Origin of the sequence: Micromonospora sp. NPDC127501, from assembly GCF_040302185.1 — a bacterium.
Lineage (GTDB): Bacteria > Actinomycetota > Actinomycetes > Mycobacteriales > Micromonosporaceae > Micromonospora.
In genome coordinates, this window is sequence record NZ_JBEORJ010000001.1 from 369,881 (window position 1) to 394,200 (window position 24,320).

General features: G+C 70.5%; 24 protein-coding genes. 11 read left to right on the plus strand and 13 right to left on the minus strand.

The window, feature by feature from the left end:
* Positions 1–56 precede the first annotated feature (56 nt).
* From ABTW72_RS01560 to ABTW72_RS01570, 3 genes are all read right to left on the minus strand, one after another.
* Entirely contained in the window at positions 57–1,010 is a 954-nt protein-coding gene (locus ABTW72_RS01560; protein WP_350852801.1) for a cyclase family protein, read from the minus strand.
* A 106-nt stretch (positions 1,011–1,116) separates the two neighbouring features.
* Entirely contained in the window at positions 1,117–1,965 is an 849-nt protein-coding gene (locus ABTW72_RS01565; RefSeq protein WP_350852804.1) for a DUF1963 domain-containing protein, read from the minus strand.
* A 139-nt stretch (positions 1,966–2,104) separates the two neighbouring features.
* Complete coding sequence (locus ABTW72_RS01570; protein ID WP_112583511.1) at positions 2,105–2,524, minus strand: VOC family protein; 420 nt, start codon at positions 2,522–2,524, stop codon at positions 2,105–2,107.
* 302 nt (positions 2,525–2,826) lie between these two features.
* Here ABTW72_RS01570 and ABTW72_RS01575 point away from each other — a divergent pair, with 302 nt between their 5' ends.
* Positions 2,827–4,014 (plus strand): metal-dependent hydrolase family protein, encoded by a 1,188-nt coding sequence (locus tag ABTW72_RS01575; RefSeq protein ID WP_350852807.1) that lies wholly within the window; start codon positions 2,827–2,829, stop codon positions 4,012–4,014.
* Positions 4,015–4,027: 13 nt separating this feature from the next.
* Here the strand turns inward: ABTW72_RS01575 and ABTW72_RS01580 are convergent, their stop codons facing one another.
* Positions 4,028–4,462, minus strand: coding sequence for a glutaredoxin domain-containing protein (locus ABTW72_RS01580; protein WP_350852810.1), 435 nt, complete (start codon positions 4,460–4,462; stop codon positions 4,028–4,030).
* Between the two features lie 259 nt (positions 4,463–4,721).
* On the opposite strand from ABTW72_RS01580, the gene ABTW72_RS01585 reads away from it, so the two are divergent.
* From ABTW72_RS01585 to xynC, 5 genes are all read left to right on the plus strand, one after another.
* A complete protein-coding gene (locus ABTW72_RS01585; RefSeq protein ID WP_350852813.1) occupies positions 4,722–6,236 on the plus strand; it encodes a family 43 glycosylhydrolase in 1,515 nt (504 codons plus the stop codon).
* A 62-nt stretch (positions 6,237–6,298) separates the two neighbouring features.
* Entirely contained in the window at positions 6,299–7,957 is a 1,659-nt protein-coding gene (locus ABTW72_RS01590; RefSeq protein WP_502892133.1) for an RICIN domain-containing protein, read from the plus strand.
* A 55-nt stretch (positions 7,958–8,012) separates the two neighbouring features.
* Positions 8,013–8,522: a hypothetical protein gene (locus ABTW72_RS01595; RefSeq protein ID WP_350852816.1), complete on the plus strand. Its 510-nt coding sequence runs from the start codon at positions 8,013–8,015 to the stop codon at positions 8,520–8,522.
* Between the two features lie 9 nt (positions 8,523–8,531).
* The gene (locus tag ABTW72_RS01600) at positions 8,532–9,056 is read left to right on the plus strand and encodes a hypothetical protein (RefSeq protein WP_350852818.1); all 525 of its coding nucleotides are present in this window, start codon (positions 8,532–8,534) and stop codon (positions 9,054–9,056) included.
* A 177-nt stretch (positions 9,057–9,233) separates the two neighbouring features.
* Entirely contained in the window at positions 9,234–10,973 is a 1,740-nt protein-coding gene (xynC, locus tag ABTW72_RS01605; RefSeq protein ID WP_350852821.1) for a glucuronoarabinoxylan endo-1,4-beta-xylanase XynC, read from the plus strand.
* A gap of 70 nt (positions 10,974–11,043) precedes the next feature.
* Here xynC and ABTW72_RS01610 read toward each other — a convergent pair whose 3' ends face one another.
* Positions 11,044–12,309, minus strand: coding sequence for a prolyl oligopeptidase family serine peptidase (locus ABTW72_RS01610; protein WP_350852824.1), 1,266 nt, complete (start codon positions 12,307–12,309; stop codon positions 11,044–11,046).
* A 159-nt stretch (positions 12,310–12,468) separates the two neighbouring features.
* On the opposite strand from ABTW72_RS01610, the gene ABTW72_RS01615 reads away from it, so the two are divergent.
* The 3 genes from ABTW72_RS01615 (at position 12,469) to ABTW72_RS01625 (ending at position 15,010) form a co-directional block, all read left to right on the plus strand.
* Positions 12,469–13,608: a sensor histidine kinase gene (locus ABTW72_RS01615; protein WP_350852827.1), complete on the plus strand. Its 1,140-nt coding sequence runs from the start codon at positions 12,469–12,471 to the stop codon at positions 13,606–13,608.
* Positions 13,605–14,267 (plus strand): response regulator, encoded by a 663-nt coding sequence (locus tag ABTW72_RS01620; protein ID WP_350852830.1) that lies wholly within the window; start codon positions 13,605–13,607, stop codon positions 14,265–14,267. Before ABTW72_RS01615 ends, ABTW72_RS01620 begins: the two co-directional genes overlap by 4 nt.
* 98 nt (positions 14,268–14,365) lie before the next feature.
* On the plus strand, positions 14,366–15,010 hold the full coding sequence (locus ABTW72_RS01625; protein WP_350852833.1) for a DUF2306 domain-containing protein: 645 nt from the start codon (positions 14,366–14,368) through the stop codon (positions 15,008–15,010).
* On the opposite strand, the gene ABTW72_RS01630 is transcribed toward ABTW72_RS01625, so the two are convergent.
* The 8 genes from ABTW72_RS01630 to ABTW72_RS01665 are packed head-to-tail and all read right to left on the minus strand — an operon-like array spanning position 14,997 to position 21,203.
* Positions 14,997–15,824 carry an IclR family transcriptional regulator gene (locus tag ABTW72_RS01630; protein ID WP_350852836.1) on the minus strand — a complete coding sequence of 276 codons (828 nt, stop codon included), beginning with the start codon at positions 15,822–15,824 and terminating at the stop codon, positions 14,997–14,999. The two genes, ABTW72_RS01625 and ABTW72_RS01630, sit on opposite strands and share 14 nt — an antisense overlap.
* Positions 15,821–16,201, minus strand: a complete 381-nt coding sequence (gene pcaC / locus ABTW72_RS01635) for a 4-carboxymuconolactone decarboxylase (RefSeq protein WP_350852839.1) — start codon at positions 16,199–16,201, stop codon at positions 15,821–15,823. The genes ABTW72_RS01630 and pcaC overlap by 4 nt, the downstream gene beginning before the upstream one ends.
* Entirely contained in the window at positions 16,198–16,977 is a 780-nt protein-coding gene (gene pcaD, locus ABTW72_RS01640; RefSeq protein ID WP_350852842.1) for a 3-oxoadipate enol-lactonase, read from the minus strand. Before pcaD ends, pcaC begins: the two co-directional genes overlap by 4 nt.
* Positions 16,974–18,314, minus strand: a complete 1,341-nt coding sequence (pcaB, locus tag ABTW72_RS01645; RefSeq protein WP_350852845.1) for a 3-carboxy-cis,cis-muconate cycloisomerase — start codon at positions 18,312–18,314, stop codon at positions 16,974–16,976. Before pcaB ends, pcaD begins: the two co-directional genes overlap by 4 nt.
* Complete coding sequence (gene pcaG / locus ABTW72_RS01650) at positions 18,289–18,861, minus strand: protocatechuate 3,4-dioxygenase subunit alpha (RefSeq protein WP_350852847.1); 573 nt, start codon at positions 18,859–18,861, stop codon at positions 18,289–18,291. The genes pcaB and pcaG overlap by 26 nt, the downstream gene beginning before the upstream one ends.
* Positions 18,854–19,603: a protocatechuate 3,4-dioxygenase subunit beta gene (pcaH, locus tag ABTW72_RS01655; protein WP_350852850.1), complete on the minus strand. Its 750-nt coding sequence runs from the start codon at positions 19,601–19,603 to the stop codon at positions 18,854–18,856. The genes pcaG and pcaH overlap by 8 nt, the downstream gene beginning before the upstream one ends.
* The gene (locus tag ABTW72_RS01660) at positions 19,600–20,388 is read right to left on the minus strand and encodes a CoA-transferase subunit beta (RefSeq protein WP_502892134.1); all 789 of its coding nucleotides are present in this window, start codon (positions 20,386–20,388) and stop codon (positions 19,600–19,602) included. Before ABTW72_RS01660 ends, pcaH begins: the two co-directional genes overlap by 4 nt.
* Positions 20,385–21,203: a CoA transferase subunit A gene (locus ABTW72_RS01665; protein WP_350852853.1), complete on the minus strand. Its 819-nt coding sequence runs from the start codon at positions 21,201–21,203 to the stop codon at positions 20,385–20,387. The genes ABTW72_RS01660 and ABTW72_RS01665 overlap by 4 nt, the downstream gene beginning before the upstream one ends.
* Before the next feature lie 288 nt (positions 21,204–21,491).
* On the opposite strand from ABTW72_RS01665, the gene ABTW72_RS01670 reads away from it, so the two are divergent.
* The gene (locus ABTW72_RS01670; RefSeq protein ID WP_350852855.1) at positions 21,492–22,952 is read left to right on the plus strand and encodes a benzaldehyde dehydrogenase; all 1,461 of its coding nucleotides are present in this window, start codon (positions 21,492–21,494) and stop codon (positions 22,950–22,952) included.
* Between the two features lie 18 nt (positions 22,953–22,970).
* On the plus strand, positions 22,971–24,152 hold the full coding sequence (pobA, locus tag ABTW72_RS01675) for a 4-hydroxybenzoate 3-monooxygenase (RefSeq protein ID WP_350852858.1): 1,182 nt from the start codon (positions 22,971–22,973) through the stop codon (positions 24,150–24,152).
* Positions 24,153–24,320: the final 168 nt, after the last annotated feature.

The following is a 24,320-nucleotide window of genomic DNA, read 5'->3' on the forward strand; positions in this document are numbered from 1 at the left end:
GCCCACAGCGGCTGGGTCCGGCGATGCCGATGCGCCGACAGACGCAGCACCCGTGGTCAGAACGTGACGATCGGGTTGATCGGGCTGCCGGACGTGCCGGCGAAGCGGACCGGTGCGACCGCCAGGTGAAAGTCCCACTGGCCAAGCTCGGCAGCCGTCGTCGCGCAGGCCTCCAGGTCGCAGTTGTCGAGCATCCACAGACCCATCGCGACGAGGCTCACGGCGTGGACCGGCATCAACACGTCGTCGTACCCCGACGGCTGAACGTCCTGTGGGGTGTCGGCGCCGATCAGCGCCACCCCCCGTTCGTGCAGCCACGGCAGGCAGGACGCGTGCCAACCGGCCTGCGTGAAGCCGCTGGCCGCACCGTTCTCGTGCCGGAAACGGCCGTAGCCGGTCCGCAGGAGTACCGCGTCGCCGGGTCGCACCCGCACCCCCTGGCGACGCTCGGCCTCCTCGAGATCGTCGGGATACACGCCCTCCCCCGGCTCCAGCCACGGCACGCCGCGGGCCGCCGCAACGTCCAGCAGGACACCACGCGTGAGGATCCCGTTCGCGGCCGCCGTGACGGCCGCCCACGCCGAGCCCGTCGCGGCGTCGACCAACGAGTGCGACCGCCCGTTGTACATCGTGCCGTCCCAGTAGATGTGGCACGGCGAGTCGAGGTGGGTGAGAGTGTTGCCGTGGTACGAGATGCCGAGCCGCTCGGACGAGAAGCCCCAGCGCCGGTCGGCGTGGAAAGCGGGTGGCATGTTCTCCGCACCCGGCATGTCGGCGGTGCACGGGCACGTCGTCGTCGACCGCTCCATGTCTGCCGGTGCGGAAACCTCCCACGCGCAGGACACGCTCCTGCCGTGTCGCACGGCCCGCGCCGCCGCGAGCCGCACGTCGTCGGTGATGTGGTTCAGCGTTCCGCGCTCGTCGTCGTGGCCCCATCGCCCCCAGTTGGACAGCGTGTCGAAGTACCCGAGCACCTCGTCCTGAGTCGGCATGGCTCGTCCTGCCGTCATCTCGGCATCGACTCCTCTGGTCACGGGGGTCTTGAGTCACCGCAGGTCAGGGTAGCCCGCCGCTTGATCGACGGAGGACCGCAGGCAGCGCAGCGGCGCCGGTGTTCTACTCGCTGAACTCGGTCACGGAGAGCGCCAGGTCCAGCCGACCGGCGGCCAGGTCGTCGTGGCGGATGACGAAACTGCCGTAGTAGAACTCGTCGGCCGGAGAGAACCGCGCGAGCGACACCCACTCGCTCGTCAACCGGTGCTGCTCCTTCTTCAGTTGGGTGTACCACTGCGCCACCGGGACGACGATCTCACCGGCCTTCTCCCGCCCGGCGAGGGTCTGCTCCGCGATACTCCTGATCACCTCGTCGTCGGCATACCCACCGATTTCGGCGCTGGCGAGTCCTTCATCGGGCGGCCAGAGGTCGTCGGCCAGCGCACGGAGTTCGTCCAGGTGTGGCAGGTCAACCTCCAGGTCACGGGCCAACTGCTGCTGGAAGGGCGACACGTCGTCCCCGTCGTCGTCATCGTCCTCGTCGTCGGTCGCGATCCACGGGGGCAGTTCCGGGCGGAGTCTGGCGTGCAGGTCGTACTGCTCGCCGACGAACGTGGGGTTGCCGGGTTCTTCCGCCACCTCGGTAGCGGCGTCGGCCGGGACGTACACGACTCGGGCGTATCTCCGGTCCCCGGTGCCACCGGCCAGGTGGTCCTCCTGGTGGTTCAGGAAGAAGAGCAGCGAGCCGTCTGCCGGCAGGCCGAAGCCGTCGACTCTCGGCAGCGCCGCACAGTCCACGGAGAAGACGAACGGCAACGGACTGGGTCCGGCGGTCGGCCAGTCCATGCCCACCGGCAGTCGGGGCAACCCACCGAACTGCCCGACCGGGGAGTCGCCGGAACCCCCACCCAACCGGATCGACAGCCGGAGATGTGTGGTGAACCTGCCGATCTCGTCGTCCGGAATCCCCAACTCAAGCGCTGCACGGTGAAACCGCCCCTGATGATCCACGGTGAAGCATGATGCCATCGAGGTACGACGAGAGGGACGTCCGGCGACCGGATGGGCCCGCCCTGTCGGCATCACCGCCGTCGCCCGGCCGTCCCGACGGTCAGAGACCCTGACCCACCTCGACCAGGTAGCCGTCCGGGTCGCGCAGGTAGCAGCGGATCTCCGTTCCGTGGTCCTTCGGCTCGGTGAGGAAGTCCGCACCCCGGGACTTCCACTCCTCGTAGAGTTTCCGAATGTCCCGGACCCGGACGTTCATCGCGCAGCTCAGGGTGTTGGAGTCGGCCGGCGCCTTGGCCTGCACCGTCGGCTTGTCGTCCGTCGGACCGCCCTCGACGTTGATGATGATGTAGCTGTTGAAGAACTTCATGATCAACGGGCTGCTCTCGTGGACGCAGGTCGCCCCGAACACCCGCTCGTAGTACTCCCGGGACCTCGCCAGATCGCGCACGATCAGCAGTGTTGCGAGGAACATGCCGTCCTCGGGCTCGAAGTAGTCGGGTGCCGGGTTGGCCAGCGCCATGACCGTCCTCCTGTCGTCACCCCGTTCGCGCAAGAAGTCGGGCGGCGTCGGTATCCCCCGGGAAGGTTGTCGAAAACGCCACCGCGACGGGTGTTGTCCCGACTCACCTCCAGGCACCGACCCGCAGGATGCGTCGGCAGGCAGCCAACCCCGGCAGGGGGACAGATATCGCTCTGGCGAGGGAGGCTGCGCACAGTGCGGTGCTGCGATGGTCAGGTCAGGACCGGTGGCCGACAGCGGTGCGAAGGCCGCGGGCGCCGGTGGCTGGCGGGTGTGGCCGAGCGGGGCGGGTTGGGGTGACGATGACGAGGCATGCTGTCCGGGTGGCCCGGATGTTCGACGGCGAACGGCTCGTGGACGGCGGGGTGCTGGTCCTGCTCGACGAGGGGCGCATCGCCGAGGTGCACCGGGGTAGCGCCGAGACGCCGGAAGGCTGGTCGGTGCGCGACGAGCCGAACGGCACGCTACTGCCCGGCCTGGTCGACGCGCACGTGCACCTGTGCGCCGACGCCGGACCCGACGCGCTCGGCCGGCTCGCGGATCGTCCCGAGTCGGACCTCGACGCGGTCGTCGAGGCGTCGCTACGTACGCACCTGGCGGCTGGCGTCACGACGGTCCGGGACCTGGGCGACCGGCGTGACGCGGTGCTGCGGTGGCGGGATCGGCGGGTGCGGGACGACCTTCCGACGGTGGTGGGATCGGGCGCACCGCTCACCAGCGTCGGCGGGCACTGCTGGTCGTTGGGGGGTGAGACGAGCGGTGTCGACGGGGTCCGCGAGGCCGTACGCCTGCGGGCGGCGGCCGGCGCCGATCTGGTGAAGGTCATGGCCAGCGGCGGGGTGTTCACCCCGGGCACCGACACCACGAGACCGCAGTTCACCGACGAGGAGCTGACCGCCGCACTGACGCAGGCCCATGATCTGGGCCTGCCGGTGACCGCGCACGCACACGCGCTCAGCGCGGTCGAGCAGGCGCTGCGCGTCGGTGTGGACGGCATCGAGCACTGCACCTGCGTCACAGCGGCCGGCGCCCGTGTTCCCGTTGAACTCGCGGACCGACTGGCCGCGTCCGGGGTGGCGGTCTGTGCCACGCTCGGCACCGACCCGGCCGTGGTCACGCCACCGGAGGTGGTGGAGATGGCGGCGCGGGCCGGGCTCAGCGAGGCCGCGCTGCGCGACGGCGTTGCCACCCTGCACCGGGCCGGGGTCCGCCTGGTGGCCGGTTCGGACGCGGGCCTCGGCCCCGCGAAGCCGCACGGGATCCTGCCCGAGACGCTCGTCGAGTACGTGGCCTGCGGCATTCCCGCCACCGTCGCCCTCGCCGCGGCCACCTCGGTCGGCGCCGAGGTGTGTGGCCTGGGGCGACGCAAGGGCCGGGTCCGCCCCGGGTTCGAGGCCGACCTGTTGATCGTGGACGGCGACCCGACGAGCGACATCACGGTGCTGCGCGGCCCGCTCGCGGTGTACCTCGCCGGTGACCTCGTGAGATAAGGGTGTCGCGGATTCAGGACGAGCGGAGCTGCTCGCGGACCCAGGCCCGGTCGGGGTTCACGACAGCCTGATCGCCGAGCACGACGGTGGGCACGGTCTCGTTGCCGTCGGCTACCGCCCGGACGGCGGCGGCAGCGGCCGGGTCGCGCCAGATGTCCACCCAGTGCGCCCGCCGGGCGAGCCTGCCGAGGGAGAACCGGAGCCGCAGGCAGTAGTGACAGCCGGGACGCCAGTACACGATCGGCCGGCCGTCGACCGCGCTGGCCCGTTGCGCCTTGGCGACGCCCACCGAGCGGGGAAAGGCCCACGGCGACAGCAGCAGCGCCAACGCCAGGAAGACCAACAACTCGACGCCGCCGACGACGGGCAGACCGGCGGCCAGTTGTGTCACCGCCACCAGCACGCCGCACGTCGCCATCAGGATCGCCAGAGCCCACCGTCGCAGCACGCCGAGGACCCTACCGCCCGGTACGCGACGGCCGCTGTTCCGGCCAGGTCGGCGACCCGCACGCCTTGACATGTATCGATGTTAACGCCAACATGAACTCCGCCACCTGGTAGCAACGCCACCGTCACATTCCCAGCCCTTCACGCCTCTCCCCCGGCCCTGCCCGACGTCGCCGCCTGGCGTCGACCGGACCGGCCACGGCATCGCCGCGGCGCTACAGGTGCTGGTCAATGACCGTCCCCAATCCCACGGAGGACACATGCCGCCGCCATTCCCTCGAACCGACCCGAACACCTCTCGGGCCGTCCGCCGGGGGCCTGCCCGCCGCGGCGTCCCTCGACGTCTGCGGTCGGCACTGGCCGCGGTGCTGGTGGTGCTGGCCGTGTCGGCCGGCCTGCCCGTGGCCGCGCCGGCGCACGCCGCGCCGGCCGTCAACTACACCAACCCGTTGGTGAACCAGCGGGCCGACCCGCACATCTTCCGGCACACCGACGGCTACTACTACCTGACCGCGACGGTGCCGCAGTACGACCGGATCGTGCTGCGCCGGGCGACCACCCTGCAAGGGTTGGCAACTGCGGCGGAGACGACGATCTGGAGCCGCCACACCAGCGGAGAGATGGGCGCCCACATCTGGGCGCCGGAGATCCACTTCATCAACAACCGGTGGTACGTCTACTTCGCCGCGGGCCGGACCGACGACGTGTGGCGGATCCGGATGTACGTGTTGGAGAACGCCAACGCGAATCCGCTGGCCGGTTCGTGGACGGAACGTGGCCGGATCACCACACCCTGGGACACCTTCAGCCTGGACGCCTCGACCTTCGTCGCCAACGGGGTGCGCTATCTGACCTGGGCACAGCAGGAGCCGTCGATCGGAAACAACTCCAACGTCTACCTCGCCCGGATGGGTGCCAACCCGTGGCAGATCACCGGCACCGTGACCCGACTCGTCGTGCCGACGTACGACTGGGAGACCCGCGGTTACCGGGTTGCCGAGGGACCGGCGGTGATCCAACGGAACGGCCGGATCTTCCTGACCTACTCGGCCAGCGCCACGGACGCCAACTACTGCCTCGGGATGCTGAGTGCCTCCGCCGGCGCGAACCTGCTCGACGCCGCCTCCTGGAGCAAGAGCCCCAGCCCGGTGTTCGCCAGCAACGCGGCCACCAGCCAGTACGGCCCCGGCCACAACTCGTTCACCGTCTCCGAGGACGGGCAGAGCGACATCCTCGTCTACCACGATCGGAACTACCGCGACATCACCGGCGATCCGCTCAACGACCCGAACCGACGCACCCGGCTACAGAAGGTGTACTGGAACGCCGACGGCACCCCGAACTTCGGCATCCCGGTGCCCGACGGGGCCACGCCGGTGCGGCTGCGGTCCCATGACCAGGCCAACAGCTTCATCCGGCACTACGACTACCGGGCCCGGATCGAGCCGAACGTGACCAACCTGGCCGACTCCCAGTTCCGCATCGTCACCGGCCTCGCCGGCGGCGGATCGGTGTCGCTGGAGTCGACCAACTTCCCCGGTTACTACCTACGCCACCGGGGCTACGCCCTGTACGTGGAGAAGAACGACGGCTCGGCGCTGTTCGGCGGCGATGCGAGCTTCCGTCGTCAAGCCGGCCTCGCCGACAGCGCCGGGATCTCCCTGGAGTCGCAGAACTTCCCGGGCCGCCACGTGCGCCATCGCGACGGACTGCTCTACATCGAGGCGGTCGGTTCGAGCGCCGAGCGCGCCTCGGCCACCTTCCACCTCGAGTAGGTGCCCGCGGTCGCCGATACCCGTCCAGGTCCGCCCGGAGCCCATTCAAGCCAGGAGGAGCGATGCCCTTCACCATCACCAGAAGACCGCCCGGCGGCGGGTCGATCCGTCGCGGCCGGCGTACGGGCCTGGTGTTCGCCATGATCACCACGCTGGTAGGCGCGGCCGGTTCCGCTCTGGTCGGCGCACCGCCGGCAGCGGCGGCGAGCATCGACACCAACGCCTACTACGTCCTGGTCAACCGCAACAGCGGCAAGGTCCTCGACGTCCGGGACACCTCGACCGCAGACGGCGCGGTGATCCAGCAGTGGTCCCGTAACGACGGGGCATGGCAACAGTTCCAGTTCGTCTCCTCCGGCAGCGGCTACTACCGCCTCAAGGCCCGGCACAGCGGCAAGGTCGTCGACCTGTGGGAGTGGAACACCGCTGACGGCGCCGAGTACCGCCAGTGGTCCGATGTCAACGGCACCAACCAGCAGTTCCAGGTCCTCGACTCCGACGGCGGCTACGTCCGGCTGATCAACCGCCACTCGGCCAAGGCACTTGAGGTCTGGGAGCGGTCCACGGCCGACGGCGGCCGGATCAGCCAGTACGCCGACCTCAACGGCCCGAACCAGCAGTGGCAGCTGGTCGCGGTGGGCGGCGGCAGCACGCCACCGACCACGGGCTGTGGCAGCGGGTCGAGCAACGCCGAGGCCGTACTGAGCGGGAGCACCTGGACGGCCCGCAACGGCTCGTCGACGGTCTACTCGGGCGCGGACATGCTGTCGGCGATGCAGGCGGCGGTCAACTCGCTCTCTGCGGGTCGTACGTCGAAGCAGCGGGTGGTGGTTCGTGGCTCGGGCTCGATGAGCGCGGGCTCGCGGTTGTCGCTGCCGTCGTACACGACCCTGGCCGTGTGCGGCACGATCAACGTGACCGGGTCGGGTTCGGGTGACCAGGCGCCGGTGTACTCGCGGGGAACCACTGACGTCGAGGTGCAGAACCTCACGCTTACCGGCTCGCCGTTGTACGGGGTCTTCATGCGCAACGTGAACAACCTGACTCTCGGGCAGATCGACATGCGGCTCTCCGCCGGTCTGGGCGTACGCATCGACAACCACGGTGGAGATCGAGCGGTCAAGGTGCGTAACGTCCGCATCGACAACGTGTACGTGTCGGGGACCGGTTCGCACGGGGTGGAGACGTACGGCGTGGACGGTCTGACGATCGGCACTGTCACGGCCCGGAACACCCGGGACTCCGGCCTGCTGCTCAATGACACGATCAACGCCACGGTGGGCACCGTCGACGCCCAGGGCGCCGGGGCCGGAACCGGGTACGCCGCGTTCCGGATGGCCAACCGCAACGGCCGGGTGGGCAACTCGTACCCGACCAACATCCGGGTCGGAACCGTGCTCGCGTCCGGCGGTGGTCGGGGAATCTTCTGCGTCTCCGAGTCCGGTGGCGCGGTCATCGACCGGGTGACGATCTCGAACACGGGCAACAACTCGATTCTGGTGGAGAACTGCTACAACGTCGTCATCGCCGGGGTGTCCGGGACGGTGACGGGCGGCGGCGAGGTGCGGATCGCGGCCCGGAGCGAGTTCCCGATCTCCTCCGGCATCCGGTTCCAGAATCTGACCGTCAGCGGCACCAACATCACCCAGAGCCCCTGCGGCGGAGCGAACAACACGATCAGCAACGTCACGCGGATCAACTCGACCCTGACGTGGTGCTGAGAGGCGATCGGCAGAGCGATTCAAGAAAGCCAGGCCCGAGGGCTATCGTCGCCAGATGCCGCACTCCCGCACCGTCGTGGCCGCCCTGGTCGCACTCACGGTCGTTGACGTCACCCACACCCTCGTCGCTCTTGGGGCATACGAGCGCCGCGTCGGCGTGGTGACCCACGACGGATCCGCCATAGTGGAGATCTTCGACGGCGTCGTGCCGCTCCGTGAGTTGTCCACAGCGACATTCTGTCTGCTGCTCCTTGCGCTGCTCACCGCCTGGGCCAGCGTCGCCAACTGGGTCATCCAGGCCCGGCGCGCGCGACCAGCGGGCGCACCCACAGCGCCAAGGACGAGGTGGTGGGTCAGCGCGCTCATCGCCGCACCCCTCAACCTGATCGCAGCCGTGCAGTACCTGTCGGCCACCGCGAACGGAGGCGAATACATGCACAGTGTCCTGGCGGAGACCGTTCTTCTACTGGTCGCCGCAGCTGCGGCGCTGGTGACCACCACGACCGCCGGTATCCAGGTCGTCCGGCGCCAGGTCGGGGTTTCGTCGGCTGGCGCTTGCGGGTAGCGATGGCGCATGAACCGCAATCTCGTCAAGGCTCTGCAGGTCGCGTGGGAGCTGCCGGAGTTCCGTTCCGGGGTGAGACACGTCGTCGATCTCGAGGAGATTGCGGGGCTGCTGGCGACGCTGTCCGTTCCGGACCATGACCACGAGGTGGAGCGCAGCCTGCTGAGCCTGCTGCGGTCCGCCCTGGACACGGTCGAGATTCGGGAAGCGGTGTTGCTGCTGCTGGAGCGCGACGAGGTTCGCAGGCCGCTCGTCGCGGCCGCGGTGGAGCCGCTGGCGGACCGGCCGGGTCAGGCTGCCGCCATCGCGTCGGCGGCCGAGGATCCTGTGGTGCGGCGCGAGGTGCGGGCGGTGCTGGCCAGCGCCAAGGTGCGCGAACTGATCTGGCAGGCGATCGAGAACCAGCTGAGCGACGACCGGTTCGGTCTGATCCGCCGGGCGGCGGTGCTGTTCGTGCGGCACCCGAGCGTCCGGCGCCTCGCCTGGGCGGTGCGCCGGCACGGCGTGTTGCGGGAGCTACGCCGCAAGCGGTGATTCGCCAGCCAATGCCAGAGGCGGAACAAGTCTGTTAGCGTTAACAGTTATGGCGATCAATCAGAGCCGGAGAGGTCGTCGGAAGCACGGGCAACCCCGTGACAGCGCAGCAGACCGGTGCCGACCGGGCCAACGGGACCGAGAGAGGCGCGCGCCACCACCCAGGAGGACACGACAATGACGCAAGATCAGAATGAGCCGGCGACCGGCGACCGGAAACTGCTGACCCGGCGCACCGTCCTGACGACGATGGGGGCCGTACCGGTAGCAGCGGTCGCGACGGCCGTGGGGGCCACCGAAGCTGTTGCCGCACCGGCGAGCATCAACCCCTCGGCAACACGGCAGACGATCCGCGGCTTCGGCGCCATGGCCCACGCGGCCTGGATCGGCGACCTGACAGCCGCCCAGCGGGACACGGCGTTCGGCACCGGCGAGGGTCGGCTGGGGTTCTCCCTGCTGAGGATCCCCGTCAACGAGAACCAAGCAGACTGGAGCCGCGATCTGGCGACGGCGCAGCGCGCTGTCGCGCTCGGAGCCACCGTCTTCGCATCGCCCTGGAACCCGCCGGCCAGCATGATCGAGACCTTCACTCGCGGCAACCAGACCAACGCGAGGCGGCTCCGATACAGCTCGTACGGCGCCTACGCCACGCACCTGAACGACTTCACCACCCACATGCGCAACAACGGGGTGAACCTGTACGGCATATCGGTGCAGAACGAGCCGGACTACGCGGCCGAGTGGACGTGGTGGACGTCCGCGGAGATGCTCCGGTTCCTGCGGGAGAACGCCGGGTCGATCAGCACCAGGGTCATCGCGCCGGAGTCCTTCCAGTACGTGAAGTCCGTGTCGGACCCGATCCTCAACGACTCCGCGGCGCTCGCCAACGTGGACATCATCGGTGCGCACCTCTACGGCACGTCGTACGCGAACTTCCCCTACCCCCTCTTCAAGCAGAAGGGCGCGGGCAAGGAACTCTGGATGACCGAGGTCTACTACCCCAACAGCAACACCAATTCGGGTGACGCCTGGCCCGAGGCGCTCGACGTGGGGGAACACGTCCACCGCGCCATGGTGGATGCCGAGTTCCAGGCGTACGTCTGGTGGTATCTCCGGCGCAGTTACGGTCCCATGCGGGAGGACGGCCAGATCAGCAAGCGCGGTGCCATGATGGCGCACTTCGCCAGGTTCGTCCGCCCCGGGTACGTCCGGATCGACGCGACGGCGAACCCCGCGTCGAACGTCTACGTCTCGGCGTACCGGGGTGGCGACACCGTCGTCATCGTCGCCATCAACAAGAACACCTCGTCGGTGAGCCAGCAGTTCACCCTGTCCAACGCCACCGCGTCCGGCAGTGTCTCGAACTGGCTGACCGACGGGAGCAGGACCGTCGCGCCCCAGGGCGCGCTCAGCATGTCGAACGGCTCGCTCACCGTCACGCTTCCCGCCCGAAGCGTGATGACCTTCGTGACCAGCGTGAGTGCCACCAGCCCCGGGGACACCTACAAGTTGGTCAACGTCGACACCGGCCTGGTTCTCGGCGTACAGAACATGTCCACCGCCGACGGGGGTCTGGCCGTGGTGTGGGGTGACAGCGGCACCGCCGACCACAACTGGGTACGGATCACCGACGGCAACGCGTTCCGGTTCCGCAACGTCAACAGCGGCAAGGTCCTCGGCGTCGAGAACATGTCGACCGCCGACAACGCCCGCGTCATGCAGTGGAGCGACAACGGCACCGCGGACCATCGCTGGACTCTGGTGGCCAACAGCGACGGTTCCTACCGGATCCGTAACGCCAACAGCGGCAAGGTGCTCGCCATCCTCAACGGGTCCAGCACCTGGGGCACCCAGGCCGTCCAGTACGCCGACAACGGCAGCACCAGGAACAATTGGCGCCTGACCCGGATCGGCTGAATGTCCCCGGCTCCGGGTCGACCCGCAGGGGCCGGCCCGGAGCCGAACTTCCGCCTCGCCGGCCGGCAGATCACCGACGGCGGCGGGCCATCCACTGCCAGATGTGGGTGCCGTTGCGGCTCGGGTCGTTGCGGGCCACGTATATCCAGGACCAGTGACCGGGGAACTGGTAGCCGTTCCAGACGACGTGGTCGTACAGGCTGATCAGTGATCCCGGGATGAGGTCGTGGGCGTGGATCGTGTTGGTCTCGGGTGGCACGGTGTCGTCGTCGCGCGAGGTGACCAGCCAGGTCGGAGTCCGAATGCTCGCCAACTCCGCATCGGTGATCAGCGGCGGCCCCTCCCCGCTGAGCGGCTCGACGACACCGCAGATCGGCACCGAGGCGGCGAACAGGTCGGGGTAGGTCGAGGTCATCTCCAGGGACATGTAGCCGCCGTTGCTGCAACCGACCACGTAGATCCGGTCCGGGTCGACACGCTTTCGGCGTACGAGGTCCTGGACGATCTCGCGGATCAGCGGGGCGAACCGGGGGCCGTCCTCCATCCAGTAGGAGGTGCTCTGCGGAGCGACGACGTACGCGCCGGAGAAGATCCGCTGGGCCTGCGGAGTGGCGAAGCCGAGCGCTCCCCGGTTGGCACGCAGCGTGGTCTCGTTGTCGTAGTAGCCGTCCGGCAGCGAGGCGCCCTCGCCGCCGCCGTGCAGCCAGACGATCAGCGGCCGTCGGTCGTGCCGTGGCGAGTGGTCGGGCGAGTACAGCCGGTACTTCATACCCGAGCCCGAGACGTGGTAGCTGAAGGCGTCCACCTCGAGGTTCGACAGCCCTGCCTGCACGAAGCGGCTGATGGTGACCGGTGAGCCGTGCCGCCGGACGATCGGGGTGTTCTGGGTGATGGTGTAGACGAGGTCCAGCCGGACGTTGCGGCCCCTGCTCAGGATGTAGCCGAGGGTCCCACCGCCGGGTTGGCCCTCGGCGTGGCTCAACTCCAGCACGATGTTGCCGTGCCGGTCGAGCCGGGCCGTGGTCACCGTGCGGTCCAGGTCGTACTCGCTGAAGATCTGATCGCCGGGAGCGATCGGGATCGGGCTGGTGGCCTTGGCGTGCACGGTGAACGTGCCGGGGGTCAGTCCGGCGGGGTCGATCGACCCGAGCCGGCGGGTGTCGAGGGTGACCGAGGTGACCTGCTCACCGCCGTCGAGCGTTCTCGCGTCGAGGGTGAAGCTCACGCTGGTGGGATGGTGCCCACCGGCGTGGGCGGCGACGCCGGGCAGAGCCAGACCGATGGCGGCACCGGCCCCACCGGCCAGGACGGTGCGGCGAGTGACAGACGTGGACATGCGGGCCCCCGTACCTTGCGATGTAGAAGCTCATCGATGGCACCTCAACGTAACGCCGTGGAGATCCGCTGGCAACCGGTGCCGGCACGGCCACCCGGTAGCCGCCGGTCGTACTTTGGGACGATCTGGATTCGCACCACCGTTCGTACGATGACTCCCATGCACCCTCGCCTGCACGCGGTGTTGACCGAGCCGCGTGTCTCCCCCGCCCCGTCGCGGACGTGGCGCGACTGGGCGGTGATCGCCGCCCTCGCGCCGGCGATCGTGGTGGAAGGCACCTTCCGACCTGATCTGCCCTGGCGAGTGGGCTGCGTCGTCGTCGCGCTCGCGCTGCTGCCCACGCTCCTGTGGCGGCGTACGGCGCCGCTCGCGACGGTGGCGATCGCGTTCGGCTGCACGACGGTCGCCCCGTTCGTGCTGCCCGGCGATCCCTGCCAGCTGTTCACGGCGAGCTTCCTGGTCCTCCTGGTCTACGCGCTGTTCCGCTGGGGTTCCGGCCGGGACGCCGTGCTCGGTTCGTTCTTCGTGGTGGCCAAGGTGACAGCCGCCGGCCTTGTCGGGTCGGTCGACGGCGGTGAACTGGTCGCCGGCTTCGCGGTGATGTTCGCCGCCGCCACGCTGGGTGTCGCCATCCGCTTCCGCGCCGCCGCCCGGCTGCGCGAGCTCGATCGGGTGAAGCTGTTGGAGCGTGAACGCCTCGCCCGCGACCTGCACGACACGGTGGCCCACCACGTGTCGGCGATGGCGATCCGCGCCCAGGCCGGCATCGCCGCGTCGGCAGGCCAGCCGGGTGCCGCCGTCGAGGCGCTGCACACCATCGAGGCCGAGGCGTCCCGTGCGCTGGCCGAGATGCGCGCGATGGTCCGCGTCCTGCGCCGCAACGAGCCCGCCGACCTGGCGCCCAACCCGCAGGTCGCCGACATCGGGCGGCTCGCCGGCCAGTTCCGCACCGGGCCCACGGTGGACGTGGAGCTCCGCGGCGACCTCGGCGATCTTCCGCCCACTGTGGGCTCCGCGCTCTACCGCCTGGCCCAGGAGTCGGTCACCAACGCCCGTCGCCACGCCCGCCACGCCACCCGCATCGAGGTCAGCGTCGCGGCCGACGACACGTCCGTGTGCCTGCGGGTCAGCGACGACGGCGAGGCCGGCGCCGCCCGTCCGAGCGGCCCGCCCGGTTTCGGCCTGGTCGGAATGAAGGAGCGCGCCGACCTGCTCGGCGGCACCTGCGAGGCCGGCCCCGACCCCGACCGCGGATGGACCGTCACGGCCGTGCTTCCGCGCGAGGGGGTCGGCGCGTGACGGTTCGCGTGCTCGTGGCGGACGACCAGGAGATCGTCCGTACCGGCCTCACCATCATCCTGAACACGCAGCCCGGCATCGAGGTCGTCGGTGGTGCCGGCGACGGCCGCCGGGCGGTCGAACTCGCCCGGCGGCTCCGCCCCGACGTGTGTCTGTTCGACATCCGGATGCCGGGCATGGACGGCATCGAGGCCACCCGGGCGCTCGCCGGGCCGATGGTCCCGGAGCCGCTCGCGGTGGTCGTCATCACGACCTTCGACCTCGACGAGTACGTGTACGCGGCGCTGCGGGCCGGCGCCCGCGGCTTCCTGCTCAAGGAGGCCGGCCCTGACCTGCTCAGCCAGGCCGTGCACGCCGCCGCCAACGGGGACGCGCTGATCGCGCCGAGCGTCACCACGCGGCTGCTGAAGGCGTTCGCCGACGCGGATCCGGCCGCACCGCGCACGCAGCCCGTCGAGGCGCTCACCGACCGGGAGGAGCAGGTCCTGGTCGCCGTCGCGCGGGGACGCACCAACCAGGAGATCGCCGACGAGCTCTACATCACGTTGAGCACTGTCAAGTCGCACGTCACCAGCCTGATGACCAAGCTGGGGGTGCGTAACCGGGTCGAGTTGGCGATGTGGGCGTACGAGACCAACCGCCGCCGACGGCACTGGTGACCGGCGGAAGTACGACGACGGCGTCCGACCATGGGCCGACCCGATCGCGGCCCTTGTGCCGATGAGCGGGGGCGGGTGCGGCGACCACCATCGGTGGCATGACGATACGCGAGTGGCGGCTACCGGCCGCGTTGATCCTGCTGGGCCTGATACCGATGCTCGCCGGCGCGGAACGCCTCACCGAGCTGGGCGGCGGACCGGAGGTCACCCCGGCCAACGCCCGCTTCGTCGCCGATCCGCTGCCGGTGGTACTGCACATCGTCGGCGCGGTGGTCTACACGATCCTCGGCGCGCTTCAGTTCGTGCCCCGTCTGCGCCGGCACTCCTGGCACCGCCGTGCCGGCCGCGTGCTCGTCCCCTGCGGGCTGACGGTCGCCTTCACCGGCCTGTGGATGGCCGTCGCGTACGACCTGCCGGCCCATGACAACGACGTGCTCGCCGGCATGCGACTCGTCTTCGGCTCGGCCATGGCCGGCGCGATCCTGCTCGGCCTCGCCGCCGTGCTACGCCGGGACATCGTCCTGCACCGCAGGTGGATGGCGCGCGGGTACGCGATCGGCCTCGGCGCCGGCACCCAGGCGTTCACCCACGCGCCGTACCTCATCGCGACCGGTGAACAGCCCGACGGCAACCTCCGGGCCGGCCTGGTGGTCGCCGGCTGGCTGATCAACCTTGCGGTGGCCGAGTGGTACCTACGGCGTCCGGCTCCGGTCGTCACCGCGGCGGCCCTCAAGCTGAGCTGAGCCCGAGCCCGTCGGCCGTCGGTGACCGGCTCAGGCCGCCCCTGATGTCCTCCTCGATCCGCTTCGCGGCGGCCAGCAGCGGCGGGAGCAGCTCCCGACGGATCATCTCGAAGGACCCCCGGGTGGCGTGTGCGGAGACGTTCACCGCAGCGATCACCGACCCGTTCTCGCCGTGGATCGGCGCGGCCACGGAGCGCAGCCCTTCCTCCAACTCCTGGTCCACGATGGCGTACCCCTGGGCGGCGATCTTTGTCAGGACGGCGCGCAGCTTAGCCGGGTCGGTGACGGTGCGCCGGGTCAGCGGCCGCAGCTGCGCCGTGGCCAGGTAGTCGTCCAGCCAGTCCGCTGGTTGCGCGGCGAGCAGCACCCGGCCCATGGAGGTGGCGTACGCGGGGAACCGGGTGCCGACGCTGATCCCCACCGTCATGATCCGCTTGGTGGGCACGCGGGCGACGTAGACCACCTCGTCGCCGTCGAGCACCGACACCGAACAGGACTCGTGCACCCGCGCGACGAGCGCCTCCATGTGCCGCTGCGCGACCTCGGGCAGGCTCAGGCTGGACAGGTAGGCGTAGCCGAGTTCGAGGATCCGGGCCCGCAGTGAGAAGAGCCGGCCGTCGGTGTGCACATAGCCCAGCTCGACCAGGGTGAGCAGGAACCGGCGCGCCGCGGCCCGGGTCAGCCCGGTCCGTCTGGCCACGTCACTGAGCGTGAGCTGCGGATGTTCGCCGTCGAACGCCCGGATCACCGCGAGGCCGCGCTCCAGCGACTGAACGAACTCCGGCGACCTCGCCGCCTCCTCGCTTACGCTCACCCGGCCTCCTGCCGCAGGGTCTCCCGGGCCACCTTGAACGCCCGGTTCGCCGCCGGTACACCAGCGTAGACGCCGACCTGGAGCAGGACCTCCGCCACCTCCTCCGGGCTGAGCCCGTTGCGCAGCGCGGCTCGGACATGCATCGCCAGCTCCTCGTCGTGGTGCAGGGTGGCGAGCACGGCGAGGGTGATGCAACTACGGGTACGCCGGTCGAGGCCCGGTCTGCTCCACACCTCGCCCCAGGCGTAGCGGGTGATGAAGTCCTGGAAGTCGGCGGTGAATTCGTCGGTGCCGGCGACCGCGCGGTCGACGTGCGCGTCACCCAGCACCTGTCGACGTACCGCCATGCCCGCCTCGTGCCGCTCGCCGTCGTTCATTCGTCACCGCTTCCCTCGTCGAAGTGTTCCAACAGAAGTCGGCACACCTGCTCGGGTTGCTCGACGTTCGCCAGGTGCGCCGCCGCGTCGACCACGGCCAGCCGGGCGCGCGGGATGCACCCGACGATCTCGCGGGCGTGCTCCACCGGGGTGGCCGGGTCGTCAGCTCCCGCGATGACCAGCGTCGGCGCGGCGACCCGGCCGAGGTCGGGCCGGAGGTCCATCGCGGCTATCGCCTCGCAGCAGGCGGCGTATCCGTCCGGCGAGGTAGCGGTCAGCATGGCGCGGTGGGTGGCGAGCACCTCCGGCCGGGCCGCGGCGAAGGGCGGGGTGAACCAGCGGGCCACCACCGCGTCGGCGATCGCCGGCATTCCGTCGGCCCGTACCGTCGCGGCTCGTTCCCGCCACTGCTCCGGTGGGCCGAGCGACGCCGACGTGCAGAGCAGCGCCAGCCGCCGCACCCGGTCGGGAGCGTACGTGGCGAGCCACATGCCCACCATGCCCCCGAGGGACAGCCCCGCGTAGTGGACCCGCGGCACGTCGAGGTCGTCCAGCGTCCGCAACAGCTCCCGGCCCAGCAGGTCCAGCGTGTACGGCCCGGACGGCACCGCCGAGCGGCCGTGGCCCAGGTGGTCGTACCGAATGACCCGGAACCGTTGGGCGAGCGCCGGGACCTGGGGTTCCCACATGGCGGCGGCGGTGCCGAGGGAGCTGCCGAGCAGCAGCACCGGCGCGGCGGGCGGGCCGTCGACGGTGAGATGCAACCGGGACGTCATTCGCCCACCCCCCGAGCGGCGGCCAAGGCGCTGTCGACGAACCGGCCGGCCGAGCCGAGCCAGCGGTACGGGTCGAGCGCGTCGGCAATATCCGCGTCGGACAGGTGGGCGCGTACCTCGGGGTCGGCGAGCAGCGCGGCGTGGAACGAGGGCCCGGCGGCGGCGCGGGTCACGAGGTCTTGTGCGACGCCTCGACCGACAGCGGGCGCCAGCCGCGCGGCGACGGCCTCGGCGAGCAGGAGGCCGCCGGCCGCATCGAGGTTCTCCCGCATCCGCTCCGGACGGACGTGTAGCCCGTGCAGCATCCGGGCGCACCGGGCGGCGGCGCCACCGGCCACGTGCAGCAGGTCGAGCAGGGGTTCCCACTCGGCATGCCAGGCGCCTGCGGCCCGCTCGTGCTCCTGCACCGCCGTGGCGAACAGGGTGGCGACGAGACCCGGGCCGCGTCGCGCCGCAGCGGTGACGAGGATCGAGTCCACCGGGTTGCGCTTGTGCGGCATGGCCGAGGAACCGCCTCGTCCGGTGCCGCCCTCGGCGACCTCACCTATCTCGTTCTGGGCGAGCAGCCCGACGTCGAGCGCGACCTTACCGGCGGCCACGAGCAACCCACCGAGGGCGGTGGCCAGATCGAGCCAGGGCTGACGGCGGGTGTGCCAGGGCAGCGGGCTCGACGGGAGGCCCAGGTGCGCGGCGAACCGCTCGGCGACCTCGGTGCCGTCCGGACCGAACGCGGCCAGGGTGCCGACCGCGCCACCGAGTTGCGCTGGCTGTGCGGCGCGAGCCTGACTCAGTCGTTCCCGGGCCCCGACCAGACCGGTCAACCAGCCGGCGGCCCTGAGCCCGAACGTGGTGGGTGCCGCCTGCTGCCCGAGGGTCCGGGCGACCATCACGGTGCCCCGGTGGACGTCCGCCAGCTGGGCGGCGGCGTCCACCGCGGCGTCGACGTGACCCAGCAGCGGCCCGAGCGCCCGCACGGCCACCAGGACCAACGCGGTGTCCAGGACATCCTGGCTGGTCGCTCCGAAGTGCACCCAGGCTCGGGCGTCCTCCGGCACGGCGGCGGTCAGCTCAGCCACCAGCGGAACGACCGGGTTGCCGGTGGCGTCGGCCGCCCGGCCGAGCGCCCCCGGGTCGTACCGCTCGGCGCGGCACTGCTCGACGATCGCCTCGGCCGCCGGTGGGGGCAGGATCCCGGCGTCCGCCGCGGCCCGGGCGAGCGCGGCCTCCACGTCGAGCATCGCCTGGAGCAGGGATGGGTCGCTGAGTTCCGCGTCGACGTCCGGCGCGCCGGAGAGGCCGCCGAGCAGGCCGTCAGACGGCGAAGAAGACGGTCTCATGGTCTCCCTGCAGGTGGATGTCGAACCGGAACCCGTCCGGGGCGGGACTCGCCAGCAGGGTGCCACGGCGGTCGGCGTCGACGCTGCACAGCACGGGGTCGGCGGCGTTCGCCGCCGGCTCGTCGGGGAAGTAGAGCCGGGTGACGAGGCGGTGCAGCAGCCCGCGCCCGAAGACCGACACGGTCAGGTGGGGGGCTTCGGTGCCGCCGTCCGGCTCGGGCAGCGAACCCGGCTTGACGGTCAACAGCCCGTACCACCCCTGACCGTCGGTCTCGCTCCGCCCGAAACCGCGAAAGCCAGCGAGCGCGGGCGGCCGGGCGCCCCGAGGGTCGTCCGGATGGTCGAACCGGCCGTCCGGGTCGGCCTGCCAGCTCTCCACCATCGCGTCGACCACCGGTGTCCCGGTGCCGTCGACGATCCGACCCCTGATCCAGAACCCGCCCGGCGTGCCCTCGGGGACGACGTACGGGCCGTCGGGCCAGCGCAGACCGATGTGCAGGTACGGCCCGACGGTCTGCGCGGGCATGACGCCCAACTGCTCACTCATCGTCGTCCTCGTCCTCGAAGGGGGTGCTCTCCCGGCCGCGCAGCACGATGTCGAACTCGTACGCCAGTGCCCACTCCGGTGCCGTCGTGGCGTGGTCGTACCGGGCGATCATCCTTTCCCGGGCCTTCGGGTCGCGGACCGAGTTGAAGATCGGGTCCTGGAAGAAGAGCGGGTCGCCCGGGAAGTACATCTGCGTGACCAGCCGCTGGGTGAAGGCGCGGCCGAAGAGGGAGAAGTGGATGTGCGCCGGTCGCCAGGCGTTGTCGTGGTTGCGCCAGGGGTAGGCGCCGGGCTGCACCGTGATGAACCGGTACCGCCCCTGGTCGTCGGTGAGCGCCCGGCCCACCCCTTCGAAGTGGGGGTCGAGCGGCGCCGGCCACGTGTCCCGTGCGTCGCGGTACCGCCCGGCGGCGTTGGCCTGCCAGATCTCGACCAACGTGCGGGGTACCGGTCGGCCGTCACCGTCACGGACCCGCCCGTGCACGATGATCCGCTGCCCCTGCGGCTCACCGTCGTGCTGGCGGGTCAGGTCGTGGTCGAGCGCACCGAGCCGCCCCTCTCCCAGCAACGGCCCGGTGACCTCGGTCAGCCGCTGCGGCAGGTGGATCAGCGGGTGTTTCGGCGCCCGCGCCACTGTCGACTTGTAGCCGGGGCTGAGCAGGGGCGGGTGGGCGGCGACGTCGTCGCGCCGGTAGCGGGGTAACACCAGCCGACTGTTTGCCTGGGTGTCCCGAGTGGTCATTGTCGTCTCCTGTCGGACTTCGTCGCCTCCAGCGCCCGCAGCACCGCGAGTTCCCCTGCCGTCGGTGGCTCGCCCGTGGTCAGCCCCTCCGCGACGGCGAGGTCCCAGCCGGTGGCGGCCCGCGCCCGCTCCGACGTCACTCCGGGGTGTAGGCGGGTCAGCGTGAGTTCGCAGGTGACCGGGTCGGGTTCGAGGACGCCAAGATCGGTGATCACGACTCGCGGACCTCCGCCGCGCAGGCCGAGTCGCTCCCGGTCGCCCGGCCCCCTCCCGTAGCCGACCGAGGTGACGAAGTCGACCCGTTCGGTGAACGTCCGCAGGTCCTGCCGGACGATCACCACGACCTCACCGCAGGAGGCGGCGATCTCCGGGGCACCACCGGCGCCGGGCAGCCGGACCGTCGGGGCGTCGTAATCGCCGCCGACAACCGTGGTGTTGATGTTGCCGTACCGGTCGAGCTGCGCGGCGCCGAGGAAGCCCGCGTCGATCCGGCCGGGTTGGAGCCAGTAGTTGAACACCTCGGGCACCGACACCACCGCGTCAGCCGTGTCGGCGAGGACCCCGTCTCCGATGGAGAGCGGAAGCCGGTCCGGCTTCGCACCGAGGCACCCGGATTCGTAGATGAGCACCAGGTTCGGGGCGTGGGTCGCCCGGGCGAGATTCGCCGCCGTGCTGGGCAACCCGATCCCGACGAAGCAGGCGGTGCCGTCACGCAGTTGCCGCGCGGCGGCAACTGTCATCATCTCGTCGGCGGTCCAGCCGGTCATCGTGGTCTCGTCGGTCACGCCGCCGCCCCAGCCTTGTGCACGTGCTCGTCAAGCCAGGCGCGGAAGGTCTCGCGGTGCCGGCTGACGGCGTCCCAGTCCCGGTAGAAGTCGTTGTCCCGCACCGAGTAGCCGTGGGCATAGGAGGGGTGCGCGCCGCCGGGCACCTCGGCCACCGCGGTGACCGCCCAGCCGGGCAGGACGACCTGCCCGGGTACGGGTTCCAACTCGTCCACGATCTCCTCGACGGTGACCAGTGAGCGGTGGGCGGCGAGCACCGCTTCTTTCTGCACCCCGGTGATGCCCCACATCTGCACGTTGCCGTTGCGGTCGGCGCGCTGGGCGTGCACCACCGTCACGTCCGGACGCAGGGCGGGTACGGCGGTCAGCGTCTCGCCGGTGAACGGGCAGGTGATGGGCCGGATGTTGGTGGTGTGCCTGGGCAGGTCGGTGCCGGTGTAGCCGCGCAGGACGGCGAACGGCAGCCCGGACGCCCCGGCGACGTACCGGTTCGCCATGCCCGCGTGACTGTGCTCCTCCAGTTCGAGTGGACGTGGCCAGGCGTGCTGCACGGCGTCCCGGAAGCGGTGCAGCGACCCGACGCCCGGGTTGCCGCCCCAGGAGAAGATCAGGCGTCGGGCGCATCCCGCGCCGATGAGCTGGTCGTAGATGACGTCGGGTGTCATCCGCACGAGGGTCAGCTCCTGCCGGCCCTGGCGGATGATCTCGTGACCGGCGGCGAACGGAATGAGGTGCGTGAACCCTTCCAGGGCCACCACGTCACCGTCGCGGACCAGGTGCGCCACGCCGTCGGCAAGTGAGACGAGCTTCGCCATGGCCTCCCTGCCTCCTGCAAGAACCAGCCGTTCGCTATGCGGACTGCCGTACTCATCTCGAACGTACGACGGAGCATGACATCCGTCAACGACGGGTTGGCCCAACCCGGTGAGAGCCGTCCACAGTGTTTGCCAGTCACGTCGGACGATGCGTTGACGCGAGCCGGGCCACGTGCCAACGTTCATACAGAGAACGGCCGTTCGGTAAGCGAACACCTCCGGGCTTTCCGCGAGCACAGGTCGGCCCGGTCACCCTGGGACCACCCCCGCGCTCCGAGGAGGACCGCCATGACACTGCTGGACGTCACGACCTGGCAGGGCACCCTGCACAGCGACGGTTGGGTGGAACCGGCCGGCGGCACGGCGGCCGTGCGATCCCCCGCCACCGGGGAGGAGATCGGCCGGGTCGGCGTGGCGAACGCCGAGGACGTGACGCGCGCCTGCGCCCGCGCCGCCGCCGCCCAGCGCGCCTGGGCCGCCACCGGTTACGCCGAGCGGGCCGGGGTGCTGCGCCGGGCCGGGCAACTGTTCGAGCGGCACGCCGCCGAGATTGGCGACTGGATGGTGCGGGAGTCCGGGTCCATCCCGCCCAAGGCCGGCGTCGAGACCGACACCGCGGCGCAGGAGTGCTACGAGGCGGCGGCGCTGGCCTCGCACCCGCTCGGCGAGATCATCCCGAGCGCGCAACCGCGGCTCAGCCTGGCTCGCCGGTTGCCCGTCGGCGTCGTCGGGGTCATCGCGCCGTTCAACTTCCCGCTCATCCTGGCCACCCGTTCCGTGGCCCCGGCCCTGGCGCTGGGCAACGCCGTGGTGCTCAAGCCCGACCCGCGCACGGCGGTCTGCGGTGGCGTCTCGATCGCCCGGGTCTTCGAAGAGGCCGGCCTGCCCGAAGGGTTGCTGCACGTGCTCCCCGGCGGGGTCGAGGTCGGCGAGGCGCTGGTGGCCGACCCGAACGTACGGGTGATCAGCTTCACCGGGTCGACCGCCGCCGGCCGCAGGGTCGGCGAGGCGGCGGCACGCCACCTCAAACGCGCGCACCTCGAACTCGGTGGCAACTCGGCGCTGATCGTGCTCGACGACGCCGATCTGGACCTCGCGGTGTCCGCCGGCGCCTGGGGGTCGTTCCTGCACCAGGGCCAGATCTGCATGACCACCGGCCGGCACCTGGTGCACGAGAGTCTGTCCGACAGCTACGTCGAGCAGCTCGCGGAGAAGGCGAACCACCTGCCGGTCGGCGACCCGGCGAAGGAGCAGGTGGCGCTCGGGCCGATCATCGACGAGCGCCAGCGCGACAAGATCCATTCGCTGGTCACCGCGAGCGTCGACGCGGGTGCCAGACTGGCCGCCGGAGGCACGTACGAGGGGCTGTTCTACCGGCCGACGGTGCTCACCGACGTCACCCCCGCGACCCCGGCGTACGCCCAGGAGGTCTTCGGCCCGGTCGCGCCGGTGATCACCTTCGCCGATCAGGACGAGGCCGTGGAGTTGGCCCGGCAAACCGAGTACGGCCTGTCGCTGGGGATCCTGAGCCGCGACGCGATGCGGGCGATGGCCCTCGCCGACCGGATCCCCAGCGGGATCGTGCACATCAACGATCAGACGGTGAGCGACGAGGCGGTGGCGCCGTTCGGCGGGGTGGGAGCGTCCGGCACCGGCTCACGGTTCGGTGGGCCCGCGGCGAACGTCGAGGCGTTCACCGAGACCCAGTGGCTCACCGTGCAGGGCGCAATCACGCGGTACCCGTTCTGACACCGGGAGGAGAGGAGCATGCCGGGAATGCGTACCCAGGTCGGCATCGTCGGCGCCGGGCCGGCGGGGCTCATGCTGTCGCACCTGCTGCACCTGAGCGGAATCGAGTCGGTGGTGCTGGAGAGCCGCAGCCGCGACCATGTCGAGCATCGGCTCCGGGCCGGGGTCCTCGAACAGGGCTCGGTCGACCTGCTGCGCCGCAGCGGCGTCGGTGAGCGGCTGCAACGGGAAGGGCTGCGCCACGAAGGCATCGAGCTGCGCTTCGCCGGGGAGTCGCACCGGGTGCCGATGACAGACCTGACCGGGCGGGCGATCACCGTCTACGGGCAGCAGGAGGTGGTCAAGGACCTGATCGCCGCTCGGCTCGCCGCCGGTGGCTCGATCCTCTTCGAGGCCGACGCGGTACGCCTGGACGGTCTCGACTCCGACTCGCCGATCGTCCACTTCCGACGCGACGGGCGAGACGAGGAGCTGCGCTGCGATTTCGTGGCTGGCTGCGACGGGTTCCACGGAGTGAGCCGCAGCGCGGTGCCCGCGGGGGTGCTGACCACCTACGAGCGGGCGTACCCCTTTGCCTGGTTGGGCGTCCTCGCCGCCGCACCACCGGCGGTGGACGAACTCATCTACGCCAACCACGAACGGGGCTTCGCTCTCTACAGCATGCGCTCCCCCGAGATCTCTCGGCTGTATCTACAGGTCGCTCCGGACGAGGACATCGCCGCATGGCCGGACGAGCGGATCTGGACGGAGCTGCGGGCACGGTTGGAGACGGTGCCGGAATGGTCGCTCAACGAGGGACCGATCCTGGAGAAGTCCATCACCGGAATGCGCAGCTTCGTGGTCGAACCGATGCAGTGGGAGCGGCTGTTCCTGGCCGGGGACGCCGTGCACATCGTCCCACCAACCGGCGCGAAGGGCATGAACCTCGCCCTCGCCGACGTCGCGCTGCTCGGGGACGCCTTCGCCGCCTGGTACGACGGGGGTCGCACCGATCTGCTGGAGTCCTATTCGGCCACGGCGTTGCGCCGGGTCTGGCGGGCCCAGCACTTTTCCTGGTGGATGACCTCCATGCTGCACCGGCTGGAGCGCGACGACCCGTACGAGACGAAGTTGCAGACCGCGACGCTGAGGTACGTCGCCAGCTCCGAGGCGTACGCCACGAGCCTGTCCGAGAACTACGTGGGCCTACCCGAGGTCTGAGCGCGAGCGTGCCGACGTCACCACAGAAGAGCGTCGTTCAACTTATTCCTGACGGGCGTCAGAAATTATTGACTTTCGATGCCGGGGTGACTGACCATGGCCAACACAGCGGCGTGCGCCCCCACGCAGCGGTAGTTCACCTGCAAATCCGAGGCATCCGCCGACTTC

What these genes read in the sequence shown, in the direction of transcription:
- ABTW72_RS01615 (WP_350852827.1), top strand. Translation starts at nt 12,469, where the DNA reads ATGCACCCTCGCCTGCACGCGGTGTTGACCGAGCCGCGTGTCTCCCCC.
- ABTW72_RS01570 (WP_112583511.1), bottom strand. Translation starts at nt 2,524, where the DNA reads ATGGCGCTGGCCAACCCGGCACCCGACTACTTCGAGCCCGAGGACGGC.
- ABTW72_RS01610 (WP_350852824.1), bottom strand. Translation starts at nt 12,309, where the DNA reads ATGTCCACGTCTGTCACTCGCCGCACCGTCCTGGCCGGTGGGGCCGGT.
- pcaD (WP_350852842.1), bottom strand. Translation starts at nt 16,977, where the DNA reads ATGACGTCCCGGTTGCATCTCACCGTCGACGGCCCGCCCGCCGCGCCG.
- ABTW72_RS01595 (WP_350852816.1), top strand. Translation starts at nt 8,013, where the DNA reads ATGCCGCACTCCCGCACCGTCGTGGCCGCCCTGGTCGCACTCACGGTC.
- pcaB (WP_350852845.1), bottom strand. Translation starts at nt 18,314, where the DNA reads ATGAGACCGTCTTCTTCGCCGTCTGACGGCCTGCTCGGCGGCCTCTCC.
- ABTW72_RS01575 (WP_350852807.1), top strand. Translation starts at nt 2,827, where the DNA reads ATGACGAGGCATGCTGTCCGGGTGGCCCGGATGTTCGACGGCGAACGG.
- pcaH (WP_350852850.1), bottom strand. Translation starts at nt 19,603, where the DNA reads ATGACCACTCGGGACACCCAGGCAAACAGTCGGCTGGTGTTACCCCGC.
- ABTW72_RS01665 (WP_350852853.1), bottom strand. Translation starts at nt 21,203, where the DNA reads ATGGCGAAGCTCGTCTCACTTGCCGACGGCGTGGCGCACCTGGTCCGC.
- ABTW72_RS01560 (WP_350852801.1), bottom strand. Translation starts at nt 1,010, where the DNA reads ATGACGGCAGGACGAGCCATGCCGACTCAGGACGAGGTGCTCGGGTAC.
- pcaC (WP_350852839.1), bottom strand. Translation starts at nt 16,201, where the DNA reads ATGAACGACGGCGAGCGGCACGAGGCGGGCATGGCGGTACGTCGACAG.
- ABTW72_RS01585 (WP_350852813.1), top strand. Translation starts at nt 4,722, where the DNA reads ATGCCGCCGCCATTCCCTCGAACCGACCCGAACACCTCTCGGGCCGTC.
- ABTW72_RS01600 (WP_350852818.1), top strand. Translation starts at nt 8,532, where the DNA reads ATGAACCGCAATCTCGTCAAGGCTCTGCAGGTCGCGTGGGAGCTGCCG.
- ABTW72_RS01590 (WP_502892133.1), top strand. Translation starts at nt 6,299, where the DNA reads ATGCCCTTCACCATCACCAGAAGACCGCCCGGCGGCGGGTCGATCCGT.
- pobA (WP_350852858.1), top strand. Translation starts at nt 22,971, where the DNA reads ATGCCGGGAATGCGTACCCAGGTCGGCATCGTCGGCGCCGGGCCGGCG.
- xynC (WP_350852821.1), top strand. Translation starts at nt 9,234, where the DNA reads ATGACGCAAGATCAGAATGAGCCGGCGACCGGCGACCGGAAACTGCTG.
- ABTW72_RS01625 (WP_350852833.1), top strand. Translation starts at nt 14,366, where the DNA reads ATGACGATACGCGAGTGGCGGCTACCGGCCGCGTTGATCCTGCTGGGC.
- pcaG (WP_350852847.1), bottom strand. Translation starts at nt 18,861, where the DNA reads ATGAGTGAGCAGTTGGGCGTCATGCCCGCGCAGACCGTCGGGCCGTAC.
- ABTW72_RS01670 (WP_350852855.1), top strand. Translation starts at nt 21,492, where the DNA reads ATGACACTGCTGGACGTCACGACCTGGCAGGGCACCCTGCACAGCGAC.